This is a genomic window from Streptococcus mitis, from assembly GCF_019929545.1.
GTDB lineage: Bacteria > Bacillota > Bacilli > Lactobacillales > Streptococcaceae > Streptococcus > Streptococcus mitis_BU.
The window spans coordinates 66,340-78,428 of sequence record NZ_JAHZPT010000004.1 but is presented as its reverse complement, the minus strand read 5'-3'; the positions used below and the strand labels follow the sequence as shown (position 1 = coordinate 78,428).

14 protein-coding genes are annotated in these 12,089 nt (G+C 41.1%); all 14 read right to left on the bottom strand.

Annotation, left to right across the window (positions count from 1 at the left end; genetic code table 11):
* Positions 1 to 3 precede the first annotated feature (3 nt).
* The 14 genes from prsA to mutM all read right to left on the bottom strand — a co-directional run bounded on the left by prsA (position 4) and on the right by mutM (position 12,087).
* A complete protein-coding gene (gene prsA / locus K1I71_RS02435; protein ID WP_004254642.1) occupies positions 4 to 942 on the bottom strand; it encodes a peptidylprolyl isomerase PrsA in 939 nt (312 codons plus the stop codon).
* A gap of 66 nt (positions 943 to 1,008) precedes the next feature.
* Entirely contained in the window at positions 1,009 to 1,722 is a 714-nt protein-coding gene (locus K1I71_RS02430; RefSeq protein ID WP_223330122.1) for an O-methyltransferase, read from the bottom strand.
* Position 1,723: 1 nt separating this feature from the next.
* Positions 1,724 to 3,526: an oligoendopeptidase F gene (pepF, locus tag K1I71_RS02425; protein WP_223330121.1), complete on the bottom strand. Its 1,803-nt coding sequence runs from the start codon at positions 3,524 to 3,526 to the stop codon at positions 1,724 to 1,726.
* 18 nt (positions 3,527 to 3,544) lie between these two features.
* On the bottom strand, positions 3,545 to 4,498 hold the full coding sequence (locus K1I71_RS02420) for a competence protein CoiA (protein WP_223330120.1): 954 nt from the start codon (positions 4,496 to 4,498) through the stop codon (positions 3,545 to 3,547).
* Between the two features lie 78 nt (positions 4,499 to 4,576).
* A complete protein-coding gene (locus tag K1I71_RS02415; protein WP_033686624.1) occupies positions 4,577 to 4,954 on the bottom strand; it encodes a type II toxin-antitoxin system HicB family antitoxin in 378 nt (125 codons plus the stop codon).
* A 57-nt stretch (positions 4,955 to 5,011) separates the two neighbouring features.
* A complete protein-coding gene (locus tag K1I71_RS02410; protein ID WP_033686625.1) occupies positions 5,012 to 5,170 on the bottom strand; it encodes a type II toxin-antitoxin system HicA family toxin in 159 nt (52 codons plus the stop codon).
* Positions 5,171 to 5,288: 118 nt separating this feature from the next.
* Entirely contained in the window at positions 5,289 to 6,149 is an 861-nt protein-coding gene (tehB, locus tag K1I71_RS02405; protein ID WP_223330119.1) for an SAM-dependent methyltransferase TehB, read from the bottom strand.
* Positions 6,150 to 6,163: 14 nt separating this feature from the next.
* Positions 6,164 to 6,631, bottom strand: coding sequence for an SsrA-binding protein SmpB (gene smpB, locus K1I71_RS02400; RefSeq protein WP_001051750.1), 468 nt, complete (start codon positions 6,629 to 6,631; stop codon positions 6,164 to 6,166).
* A complete protein-coding gene (rnr, locus tag K1I71_RS02395; RefSeq protein WP_223330118.1) occupies positions 6,594 to 8,948 on the bottom strand; it encodes a ribonuclease R in 2,355 nt (784 codons plus the stop codon). Before rnr ends, smpB begins: the two co-directional genes overlap by 38 nt.
* Before the next feature lie 101 nt (positions 8,949 to 9,049).
* Positions 9,050 to 9,283, bottom strand: a complete 234-nt coding sequence (gene secG / locus K1I71_RS02390) for a preprotein translocase subunit SecG (RefSeq protein WP_000282517.1) — start codon at positions 9,281 to 9,283, stop codon at positions 9,050 to 9,052.
* A gap of 39 nt (positions 9,284 to 9,322) precedes the next feature.
* On the bottom strand, positions 9,323 to 9,472 hold the full coding sequence (gene rpmG, locus K1I71_RS02385) for a 50S ribosomal protein L33 (protein WP_001809104.1): 150 nt from the start codon (positions 9,470 to 9,472) through the stop codon (positions 9,323 to 9,325).
* The gene (locus tag K1I71_RS02380) at positions 9,472 to 10,671 is read right to left on the bottom strand and encodes a multidrug efflux MFS transporter PmrA (protein ID WP_045606341.1); all 1,200 of its coding nucleotides are present in this window, start codon (positions 10,669 to 10,671) and stop codon (positions 9,472 to 9,474) included. Before K1I71_RS02380 ends, rpmG begins: the two co-directional genes overlap by 1 nt.
* A gap of 1 nt (position 10,672) precedes the next feature.
* Entirely contained in the window at positions 10,673 to 11,263 is a 591-nt protein-coding gene (gene coaE / locus K1I71_RS02375) for a dephospho-CoA kinase (protein ID WP_004254662.1), read from the bottom strand.
* The gene (gene mutM, locus K1I71_RS02370; RefSeq protein WP_045606340.1) at positions 11,263 to 12,087 is read right to left on the bottom strand and encodes a DNA-formamidopyrimidine glycosylase; all 825 of its coding nucleotides are present in this window, start codon (positions 12,085 to 12,087) and stop codon (positions 11,263 to 11,265) included. The genes coaE and mutM overlap by 1 nt, the downstream gene beginning before the upstream one ends.
* Positions 12,088 to 12,089: the final 2 nt, after the last annotated feature.

Genomic DNA, 12,089 nt, shown 5'->3' with positions numbered 1-12,089 from the left:
GTTTTATTCTTTTGAAGAACTGCTTGAGCTTGAATCTCCACCACCGATGTATTGAGTGAAGATATTTTGGAAGGCTTGATCTTTAACCTTGATATTGGCTGCTTGCAATTCTTTTCCGATAATACTTTGAACAAATGATGCGTCGTTTTGTTTTTGAGTTAAGATAACAGTTTTTAATTTTTCTTTGTAATCGTCAATATTAGATGATTTTTCTGTTTTCTTAATCAGTTTAACAATGTAATATTGACTGCTGTAGGCTTGTGTTCCAGTAACGCTAATCACATCAGAAACACCGTTTACATCTAAAGCAAAAGCAGCTTTTTTAACTTGTTCTGGTACTTCTGTTGAAGCAGAATCAAAAGTGATTTCTCCACCATTCGCTTTAGTTTTCTCATCTGTTGAATTATCTTTGGCTAATTGAGCAAAGTCTGCATCACTAGCTTTAGCTTTTTCAAGAATTTCTTTAGCTTTGTCTTCATTGTCCAAACGGATAATTTGAGCAGTCACATCAGGAGTGTATTCGTCAAAGGCCTTCTTGTAAGCATCATCTGTCAATTCAGCTTCTGCTGCTTTCTTAACTGCCAACTCAACCAATTTACTTGTACGAATTTGAGCTTTACGTGTTTCAAGAGTCATTCCTGCTTGCGATAAGACACGTTGGTAGTTCTCACCATATTGTTTCTCTTCTTCGGCAATAGTATCGTTGACTTCTTTGTCATCTACTTCTGAGCCATATTGCTTCTCAAATACTTTTTGGATGGTCATGTTCAACAATACTTGTTGAGCTGAAGGATTGCTTTTCACTTGCTCATAAAATTGATGTTCTGTGATGACATCCCCTTTCATGCTGATAAGATCTGCCCCTTCTGAACCTTTCGAACAAGCTGCTAAAGTTGCTACTGATAATAGTGTAATGGCACCTGCCAATAGTTTTTTCTTCATGTCTACTCCTTTGAGATAAGTGTTACCCTATCTATTTTACTATATTTTCTTAAATTTTTCTGAAAATCATTCGCTGTCAGGCAATTGAACATCTGCTACATTTTTACGAAGCATGAGAATGCCATCTCCCAGAGGTACTAGTGTTGCGGTGAGTCCTGGATTGTCTAAGGTTGCATCAAATAGTCTTTGAAGTCCTCTGTAAATAGTTCGCTGACCACGACGGACTTCCATAATATCCTTAGCAACATCACCACCTTGGAAAATATCATCCAAGACAACCACACCTCCAACGTCCAAATGTTTGAGGATTTCTGGCAGAAAGACGATATATTTAGACTTGGCTGAATCCATAAAGACAAAATCATAGGACTCTGTCAAGGTAGATAAGACATCTACCGCATCTCCTTCTAAGAGCGTAATTTGCTTGCGACTGTCAAACTGGGCGAAATTTTCCTTGGCAAATCCAATCATCTCTGGATTGCGGTCAATGGTTGTAATCTTGGCCTTTGGAGCATGTTTCGCCATTAAAAGAGCTGAAAAACCGATAGCCGTCCCAATTTCCAGAATGTTTTTAGGTTGCATGGTTTCCATGAGAAAACGGAAATAAGCAACCGTTTCATGGGGAATAATGGGAATATTTTCCTTGCGGGCAAAGTCTTCCAATTCTTTCAAAGATCCTGTGACTTGCTTTTGGCGCTGACGCATCAAGTCCACAATTTCTTCCTTGACAACAGGGCGACGCATGTTATGGTTGGCATTTTTACTATACGATTCAACCATCTTATGCCAATCCCAATTTTTCAACAAGGGCTTCAAACTCATTCAAACGACGTTCGAAGACTGCAAAAGCATCGTTAAGATAGTCTTCCTTCTCCATATCAACACCAGCTTTTCTCATGACATTAAGTGGATAGTCAGACTTACCTGCCTTGAGATAGTCGATATAACGGTCACGGTCTTCTTGACTACCATGAACAATCTTTTCAGCCAAGGCTGAGGCTGCTGCAAAGCCTGTTGAATATTGGTATACATAGTAGTTATAGTAGAAGTGTGGAATGCGTGCCCACTCGTATTGGATTTCAGGATTGTCTTCCTTACTCAAACCATAATACTCTTGGTTCAAGTCTGCGTAGAGTTTATTTAAGAAATCGCTTGTCAAGACTTCCCCATTTTGGTCTGCTTGATGGATAGCGTGTTCAAACTCAGCAAATTGAGTTTGTCGGAAAACTGTTCCACGGAAACCGTCTAGGAAGTTATTGAGAATAGCAAAGCGCGTTGCGTCGTCTTCCACTTCTTCCAATAATTTCTCCGTCAAGATATTTTCATTGGTAGTTGATGCAATCTCAGCCAAGAAGATAGAATAATCTCCGTAAACATAAGGCTGCGTTTCGCGAGTATAGCTTGAATGCATACTATGACCTGTTTCATGAACAAGAGTAAAGAGATTGTCTAGATTGTCCTGCCAGTTAAGGAGCATAAAGGCATTGGTATCGTAAGAACCACCAGAATAGGCTCCAGAACGCTTGCCTTGATTTTCATAAACATCAATCCAACGCTCACTGAAGGCACGTTTAACACGGCTCAAGTAATCCTCACCCAAGACTGACAAAGCATCTTCTGCCTTTTTCAAGGCTTCCTGGTAGGTAAAACTGTATTCAACAGATGAAAGTGGTGTGTAGACATCGTACATCTTGAGGTCTGAAATCCCCAAGATTTTTGAACGAAGTTCAAGGTAACGATGCAAGAGTGGCAAATGCTTGCGAACTGCTGCTACCAAATTGTCATAAACACTTTCTGGAACAAAATTTGCTGCGAGAGCTGCATGACGAGCACTCTTGTAGTTGCGAACTTTTGCTCGGTAGTTTTGTACTTTAACATTGGTTTGTAAAGTTTTAGCATAGGTGTGTTGGAATTGCTCATAAGTTGCATAAAGGGCTTGATAGGCACCACGACGCACCTCACGATTTTTAGACTCCATCAAACGTGTGTAAGTCCCATGAGATAGCTGAACTTCCTTACCATCATCGTCAAGAACATAAGGGAACACAATATCCGCATTGTCCAAGATAGCGAAGGTTTCACTTGCCGAACCAAAGATTTCACCAGCTCCAGCTAATAATTCTTCTTCACGTTGTGAAAGAACGTGATCCTTGCCTTGCAAAAGCTTATCAAAATAGTGTTGATAAACCTGCAATTTTGGCTGAGCTTCTAAAAAGTCAGCATACTGCTTTTCACTGATTTCCATAAATTCAGGTTCATAGAATGAAAAGGCTTGGTCTAGCTGGCTATAGAGAGTCATGGCCTTGGCATAGTACTCTTGGTACTTGGCTTCACGTGTGTCTTGGTCATTCTTCATATGAGCATAAACGTAAAGCTTCTCCATTTGGCGTTCCATTTCAAGAGAAAATTCAGTAATTTCGAGTAGGCTATCCGCACTATCCAAGAGATGGCCTTCATACTGGGCTACTGTCTCCAATTTTTCTGTTAAATCTTTTAAGGCTTCTTCCCAAGCCTGGTCAGTTGGGTAGATCGTTGATAGATCCCATGTATCTTTTTCATTTATTTCATGTCTTTGTAATACCATTAGATTCCTCCATCCTTTCTATTCTACCATATTTTTCAAGAAATATTGCTGATAAAAGGCTGGTGGATAGAGCTTTTGCCAATCATTTTGAGGATTTTCTTGATAATAGGTTTGAAAATACTGATAATAGCGAGTCAAATCTTGCTCAATTTGGCAAAAATTTCCTACTAGTGGTCGAATTTGTGGATACCATTCTTTTAGCCCGTAAGTCAGGAGATTTTCTCCCTTTTTATAGGCTTCTGCTTGTTCTTTCATCCAAAAGGGATTTTGATAATAGAGTTGTTGTTGGATATAACTACAGATGTCCTTATCCTGAGAAACACTAAAACTAGATATTTTTTGTTTCTTATAGGGAATCCGTAATATCTCCAGTAGACTACCGTGACCATAGGGAAATTCCTTGATTTGATAATGGAGTCTGCCTCGGAGATCCTGGTGGATGAGATATTTAAGCCTTAAAACCTGTTTTTCCTTGTCTACTTCCCAAACATAAAAGCCCATGTTTTGACTGAAATAGAGAAAACCTTCTTGCAGACGAGTCAAACGCTCCTTGAGCCACAGTTTTTCTCCCAACAACCACAGTACTTGGTAACCCTGACTACGATAGCCCTCGCTACGCTCTTTAAGAACTTTTTGAGGCAAGGGACTACATTGAACCTCTAAAGCTAGGTTGCCATTTACAAACACATCCGCAATCTGTTTAAGCTCTGGAAGCAGGTATTCTAATTGCACCTCGGCCTCTTTTTTCAACCAGTGATAAAGGACTTCCTTATTTTCCAGATGTTCTGGACTTTCATTTTCAGAGGAAAAATCACAATCTTTTAAGGTTTTGTGAGCAAAATGGGTCCGGACACTTGGTCCTTGACGCAAACGAAGCTGACCTCCACAAGCTGGGCAGGTGTATGCTTGCTTCTCAAGCTTATCCTCTAACACATTTACCAATTCTCCCCTAGAATCTCTCGCAACAAACATGATTTCCCTCCTTTTCTATATTATTCGTAAAAAAGAAAAAAGATCAGGAAAATTCCTAATCTTCATCACTCTATAATTTTAGAGTTGCAAGCGACTTTCAAGAGCTTGTGTCAACACTTCAGAATAGTTCACTTTCTCACGATCTGCAAGTCTGACTAGCCACTCTGGAACCGTAACATTTTTTCGAATCGCTTTATTATTCTTTACGAAAGGCAAGGGATTGACCTGAATCAAAGTCACAAATCCATCAGGAGCTTTCAACTCAGCAATGTCACTAGGAGTAGGCAAAGCCAGTCCTTCATCAATATAAGAAGCTAAAACACTCTCAAGCATTTCCCGAGCATTTTTCATTGCAAGTTCAATCGTTGCTCCTTCAGTCCCGCCTCCAAATTCAGGAAATTCAACCCAATACCCAGTGCCTTCTTTATGAAAAATAGCAGGATAAGATTTTAGCATAATACACCTCCACAATTTCCAAATCAACTATAATCCCAAATCTTTTAATATTTTTCTCTATAGATCTTTTCCTAAATCCTCATTACCGTGAACTAGAATAGTGACAAGATAGGAGACCCTTTCTTTCTTAAAATGATGATGACTTCCTCTCTTACGAACTTCAATCCATCCATTTACAAGAGCTAATTTTACCATTTCCTTACCTGTGATTGGCATGTATGGTCACCTTTCTAGCTAAAATTATACTTATAATGCGTATTTTTGTCAATTCTTCTATCTTATCTATTCGTAAAAAAGAAAAAAGATCAGGAAAATTCCTAATCTTCATTCATGTTTATTTGATTTTCTTAGCTAGCATGGTCGCAAAGCGTAGTTGAATACGATTGCCATTCTCATCGCGACGGTGAAGATGGCCAGGATTTTCATTGTACTTAACCAATTCCCAGTCCTTGTAATAGTCTGCCAATTCTCCTTCTTTAAATGTGAATGGGAAGTTCACAGAGCAAGGATAATCCTCCGTGTCCATAGCACAAACGATAAGATTGTAACCACCAACACTGGTTTTCTCCTGCATATTTTGAATAATAGCTGGAATACGGTCCGCTTGTAGAAACATGAGAACAACAGTTGATACGATTAAATCATATTCTTGCCCAATGCTGGCTGAATTGATATCGTAGAGACCAACAGGCATGTCCAAATCTTCTTGCTCCACAATGCTTTGTAAGATTTCAAGGGCCAATTCATTTTGATCTACAGCTGTCACATCAAAACCATTCTGTGCAAGAAAGAGAGAGTTACGGCCCTGACCACAGCCCAAATCTAAGGCTTTCCCTGGTTTTACTGTCTGCATAGCCTCTAGGACCTCTGAATGAACAGGATTAGTATTGTATTTTTTAGAGAAATAATCCTCAGGTTTACAATAAAATTCCAAGTACCATTCTACATCGTCTGTTACAGCCTCCACTCGGTGCCAGGCTTGTGGTTGTGCCATGGGATTGTCAGCCCCTGCTTCAAATAGGTGTTCAGCTAGAACCTCACCATCCTCTGTCAATTCAATAAACTTGAGAGCTCCCTTCAAGACAGTAATTTTCCCCCAAGTCCCAACCTTGGTGTTGTGTTTCTGCTGAACAGCCTCTGGCATAGTTTGTTTATTCCACAAAGGCATGCGTTTATAGGCAACTAGTTTTTCCATCTTCATTCCTCTTTTTATCGCTGATTAACAGCTTTCATCACGCGCGCGATGTCGCGGTTTTGCTCACGTCGTTTGATAGACTCCCGTTTATCGTAGTCATGCTTCCCTTTAGCTAGGCCTAAAAGGAGCTTGGCATAGCCATCTTTGATATAGACTTTAAGGGGAACCAGGGTCATCCCTGTCCCTTTGGTCTCTTGTTCCAATTTTTGAATTTGTTTCTTATGGAGCAAGAGTTTGCGACGGCGTTCAGGTTCCTGGTTCCAGATATTTCCCTCTTCGTAAGGCGCGATATGAACATTGCTCAGCCAAACTTCTCCATTTTTCACTTGAGCAAAGCCATCCTTGAGATTGATTCGAGCTGCTCGTACACTCTTGATTTCAGTTCCAGTCAGGACCATTCCTGCCTCTAACGTATCTACGATAGTATAGTCGTGGCGCGCCTTTTTATTTTGTGCGACGACCTTTCCCTCGCCCTTTGCCATGCTTGGCTCCTTTCTTAGCTACTTCCTTGTAAAAGGGTTTCTTTCCTTTTTTCTTCTTGTCTTTTTGTGAATGCTTGCGCTTATCATTTGAGCGTCCTGATTTTCTCTTATCTTCCTTCTTATCTGAACGACGACTTGAACCACGCCCTCTGTCATTTCGACTAGACTGTTTCAAGCCTTTTTCAATTACATCAAACTCACTTGGGATATATGAGAAATCAATTTCACCCGTCATCTTGTTGGCTCTTTCAACTCGGATACGGATTTGCTGACCTACACGGAAGGTTATACCCGATTTCTCCCCACGCAGGGTCAAATCACGTTCATTGAAATGGTAAAATTCAGGTAGATTTGTGATGTGAATCAAGCCTTCAACTGTGTTTGGCAATTCGACAAAGAGACCAAATTTAACGATGCTAGACACAACTGCATCATACTCTTCGCCCACGTATTCTTCCATATACTCAGCCTTTTTCATGGCTTCGACTTCACGCTCAGCTTCTATAGCACGACGTTCACGATTGGAAGACTGGGTCGCAATCTCTGGAATCACTTTCTCAAAATGCTCTGCTATTTCCTTAGAACTGCCGTAATCCCGAATCATACGGTGAACAAGAAGGTCTGGATAACGACGAATCGGACTAGTAAAGTGAGTGTAATAATCAGCCGCTAGACCATAATGCCCGTGATTGTGCTCCGAATAGCGAGCCTGCTGCATAGAACGAAGAAGCATCATGGATAATACATCCGCATAAGGCTCTCCCTCAACAGCACGCATGATGTCTTGGAGGGCCTCCTGGCTAATCTCACTGGCAGTCCCATAAATGCGCAAGCCAAAGCTCGAAGCATAATCAATAAACTTCTGAACCTTTTCAGCCTTGGGCTCCTCGTGGATTCGATAAATAAAAGGCAAATCCAGCTTACTAAAATGCTCAGCAACTGTTTCATTGGCCATCAACATGAAAGACTCAATCATGCGCTCGGCAATGCCACGCTGACGAAGAACGATATCAACAGGCTTACCCTGTTTATCCACTAAAATCTTCGCTTCATTGGTATCAAAATTGAGTGCTCCACGTTTCACACGCATGTTTTCTAAAATTTCATGGAGCTTAGCCATGAGTTCGATACTTGGAACAATTTTCTTATATTCTTGTCTCTTCTCCTCGTGACCTGCTAGGATATCATTGACATCGCTATAGGTCATACGAAAACTGGTCTTGATAACCGTTTGTGTGATGGTGTAGTTGACTACACGACCATGTTTATCAATCTCCATGATGGCTGACTGAGTTAGACGGTCAACTTGAGGATTGAGAGAGCAGATGCCATTTGACAGTCGTTCTGGAAGCATTGGCACCACGCGGTCTGTTACATAGACTGAAGTCGCGCGGTTAAGGGCTTCCTTGTCCAGGGCAGAGCCCTCAGTTACATAATAAGAAACATCTGCGATGTGAACTCCGAGTTCGATATTTCCATTTTTCAAAGGCTTGATGTGAACTGCGTCGTCCAAGTCCTTGGCGTCAGCACCATCAATGGTAAAGATAATCTCATCTCTTAGATCTAGACGACCTTCCATATCTTTTTGAGACGGAGCATCAGGCACACTTTCTGCTTCCTTAACAACAGCCTCTGGAAATTCTGAGACAATGTCCATAGACTCCAAAACCTCAAGAACATCAATTCCGACATCCGTTGAATGCCCAACCACATCTAGAACACTCGCTACAAAGAAATCATGTTTCTTGCTTGGATATTTGTCGATAAAGACCTTAAGAACTTCTGTTCCCTCTAGTTTTAGAGCTGGTTTCTTAACGTAAATCGGTTGGTTGATTTTCTGATTTTTTGAACGGATGTAACCAGCATACTTGGGTTTTTCCTGATCTAGAACGATTTGTCCGACAACGGTTGTCAAACTGTGTTCTAGGATATCGATAATCTTGGCTTCGGCAGCAGTTCCCTTGTTTCGGTCAGCGACTTTCTTAATCACGACCTCAACAGTATCACCATCAATAGCATAGTTGACATCGTTTTTTCCTACGAAAAGGTCGTCCTCTTCTCCTTCTAGACTGACAAAGCCAAAGCCATTTTTATGGGCATGAAAAATCCCCTTGAGAGTAATCTCATGTTTTTTCTTAACTTCCAAGGTCAGACTGCCATCTTCTTCAAAGCGAATCTGGTGCTTTCTTTCCATTAGGGACAAGGTTTTGATCAACTCACGAAAATCCTTGGACCTATCTTTTCCCAAAACCTGAGCCAAGTCATTGACAGTCACCTTTCCCTTGTCTTGTAAATATTCTTTTATTCTATCTTTCATATTTTCTTTCTAGATTTTTTAATTTTCTTTTACTGTAAAACCTTCTAAAATATCTTTTTAAAATAAAAAGAGGCAAAGACCTAGTCCTGCCCTTTATTTTCTTATCTACTTGATAATACCGTCAATGCTAAGGCAATGGCTAGCCAGAAAAAGACTAAAATCCCTGTCAAACGCTGCATTACAGCTTCGAAACCACGTGCTTTACTGCGTTCAAACAAATCACCTGAGCTGGCATCAAATACATTGCTGGATTGGTTTTTGGTTGGTTGCATGAAAATCGCAATCACAATCACAACAGATAATACTAATAAAATGGTTAATAATAGGTTATACATATCAAACTCCTTAAAATCCTTATTATTTTACCATAAAATCTACTTAGATTCAAGATGTAGGGTTACTTTTCTTTCCTTGGGACAATACTTTAAAACCTCAATCTTGTCGGGATGGGTTTTGGAATTTTTACTGGTTAGGTAATTGATACTGCCACAAGAGGAGCATTTGAGATTAATTTTTACTCGCACTAGATTTCCTTTACTTTTAATAATGTTCGAAATTGAAGAAGGTTAAAGAGACAACTAAAGGCAACACAAAGACTTGTCGCATAAAAGACTGCATGGTAGCCAAATTGACCTGCTACTGCAGAACCTGCCATAGGCCCAACGACACCTCCCAGATAAAAGAATACCTGATTGAAGGCAAAAACCCTCGAAATGCCGGCTTTGGGAGTCATTTTGCTGAGTAGGGCATTAACTCCGGGAATCAAGGCACCGGTTCCCAATCCAAAGAGGAAACGATAAAGTCCTAGTTGAAAGGGGCTAGAGGCATTGGCACAGAGGAGATAGATGATAACTGAATAAAACTGGGCTACAACCAAGAGGCGATGGTTGCCCGCCTTGTCACCTAGCTTTCCCATGACTCCTGCACTCATCATACTGGAAAAGCCCATACTGGATACAATCAAACCAGAGACAAAAAGAAGATTCTCTGTTTGGCCTAAGTCGCGTACATACAGAGCTAAGATAGGGCCGATTGATTGGGCTGAAAATTGGATGACAAAACTGGTCAGAAAGAGGTTGACCAAGAGATAGGGGTATTTAACTGATGTAAATAATTCCTTTGTTGGGATGGCCTTTTCCTTGGCTACTGGTTGAAAATCTTCCTTGATAAAGCAAATAGTCAAAACAGCAGCTAAGAATAGAAAACTACCAACCAGTAAGAAAACAGTACGAATGCCAAATAATTCTGCGATAAAGCCACCAATAAAGGGACCAGTTAGAGTACCTGCAACTACTCCAGTAGACAAAGTACCTAAGGCAGAACCTGATTTCTCCTTGGGAACCTGACTGGCTATCAAGGCCGTTGCATTGGGAACAAAACCCGCAAATACACCGTTTAATAAACGAAGAAAGATTAGCCAATAGATATTTGGGACAAAGGCCAAGCCTCCCATAGTGATCGTCATGGTAAGCCCAGCACGAATCATCATGGGTTTTCGACCGTATTTGTCAGCAAGGATTCCCCAGATAGGAGAAAAGAGCGCCGCTGAAATAGCAGAGACAGAAATAGCTAATCCTGCATAAAAAGCGACTTGCTCGCTCTCAACACCTAGATTTTCCACAAAGATGGGCATAAAGGGCACAACCAAAGAAATACTGGCTCCTGTCAGAAAATTACCGAACCAGGCAATGCGCAGATTATCCTTCCAGTTAATCTCTGTCATCTTAGCTACCTCCCTCAAGAAGGATACGCACTTGAGTAAGAAGATGATCCTGATTTCCATTGTTGTCTAGAACATGGATGGCCAAATCTTTCTTTTTTTCTAAAGGCCACTGGGCTGCCAGACGAGACTCAGCTTCATTCTTGGATAGCTGATCCCTTTTCATTAAACGTTCTACTTGGATATCTCGATCCACATAGACCAACCAAGTCTCATTAAACCAAGAGGCATAGTCCTGCTCAAAAAGCAAGGGAATATCCATGAAAAAGATAGCTTCTGTCTGAACCAACTGGTCTCTTAATGTAGCTAGTTCCTCACGGATAATCTTTCCTTGGACTCGCTTAGACCATTCCTGTTCTTCAGGAATTGAAAAGATAAGACTAGCTAGGATAGGGCGATTAAGTTCTCCGTTTTCAAGGATAATTTCTTGCCCGAAGTGCTGGACTAGAGCCTCAAACAGACGACCACCAGGTTTCTGTAGTTGGTGAACGACTGCGTCGGCATCCACTACTTGAAAGCCTTGCTTTCTTAGAAAATTTGTCACGGTTGACTTACCGGAGGCAATTCCCCCAGTGATTCCAATGATTTTTCCCATCAGCCCCTCCTTTGGCACTGAGGACAAAAATGGGTGCCTCGTCCACCTAGTTGGATTTTCTCAATGATGGTACCACAGCGTACACATTCTTGACCAGCCTTGTCATAGACTTGATGAAAATCCTGCATGGTTCCATCTTCCCCAAAGGCATTGGTATAAGTTCGGATGGTGGAACCACCTTTTTCAACAGCCTGTCCCAATACAGCAATGGTCTGGTCATGAATAGCTGTCGCTTCTGCTGCTGTCAAAGTCTGGGAAGGTCTAGACGGATGAACCTGAGCTCGCCAGAGAACCTCATCCACATAGATATTGCCAAGTCCAGCTACCAAAGTCTGGTCTAAAAGATTGGATTTAATAGGCTTTTTAGACTTAGCTAGAGCTACTTGAAAGACCTGCACATCAAAGTCTTGTTCGCTTGGTTCAGGTCCTAGTTTTTTAGAAAGAAAGTAGGCTTCCAAAAGGTCAGGCGCCAAGAGTTCCATAGTACCAAACTTGCGAACATCCTCATAAACAAGCGTGCCACCATCTTCAAACTGAAAGAAAACATGGGCATGCTTGCGTTCAGGAACCTGGTCCGGATAGTAAAAATACTTGCCCTCCATCCGCAGATGGGAAATCAAGACCTTGTCTGTCAGGTAGAAAAGTAAATATTTACCACGACGTCCCATTGACTCAACAACTTGACCAGGCACTTTCTTTTGAAACTCGTCCAAATCTGTCTTAATCATCTTGGGATAGCGAATTTCTATACTCGAAATCTTCTTACCCAAAATCAATTTTTCTAAGCCACGACGAACAGTTTCAACCTCAGGTAATTCAGGCATAA

Coding starts and splice junctions, on each gene's coding strand:
- K1I71_RS02380 (WP_045606341.1), bottom strand. CDS start 10,671: ATGACAGAGATTAACTGGAAGGATAATCTGCGCATTGCCTGGTTCGGT.
- tehB (WP_223330119.1), bottom strand. CDS start 6,149: ATGGAAAAACTAGTTGCCTATAAACGCATGCCTTTGTGGAATAAACAA.
- coaE (WP_004254662.1), bottom strand. CDS start 11,263: ATGGGAAAAATCATTGGAATCACTGGGGGAATTGCCTCCGGTAAGTCA.
- secG (WP_000282517.1), bottom strand. CDS start 9,283: ATGTATAACCTATTATTAACCATTTTATTAGTATTATCTGTTGTGATT.
- K1I71_RS02430 (WP_223330122.1), bottom strand. CDS start 1,722: ATGGTTGAATCGTATAGTAAAAATGCCAACCATAACATGCGTCGCCCT.
- mutM (WP_045606340.1), bottom strand. CDS start 12,087: ATGCCTGAATTACCTGAGGTTGAAACTGTTCGTCGTGGCTTAGAAAAA.
- smpB (WP_001051750.1), bottom strand. CDS start 6,631: ATGGCAAAGGGCGAGGGAAAGGTCGTCGCACAAAATAAAAAGGCGCGC.
- prsA (WP_004254642.1), bottom strand. CDS start 942: ATGAAGAAAAAACTATTGGCAGGTGCCATTACACTATTATCAGTAGCA.
- K1I71_RS02415 (WP_033686624.1), bottom strand. CDS start 4,954: ATGCTAAAATCTTATCCTGCTATTTTTCATAAAGAAGGCACTGGGTAT.
- pepF (WP_223330121.1), bottom strand. CDS start 3,526: ATGGTATTACAAAGACATGAAATAAATGAAAAAGATACATGGGATCTA.
- K1I71_RS02410 (WP_033686625.1), bottom strand. CDS start 5,170: ATGCCAATCACAGGTAAGGAAATGGTAAAATTAGCTCTTGTAAATGGA.
- K1I71_RS02420 (WP_223330120.1), bottom strand. CDS start 4,498: ATGTTTGTTGCGAGAGATTCTAGGGGAGAATTGGTAAATGTGTTAGAG.
- rnr (WP_223330118.1), bottom strand. CDS start 8,948: ATGAAAGATAGAATAAAAGAATATTTACAAGACAAGGGAAAGGTGACT.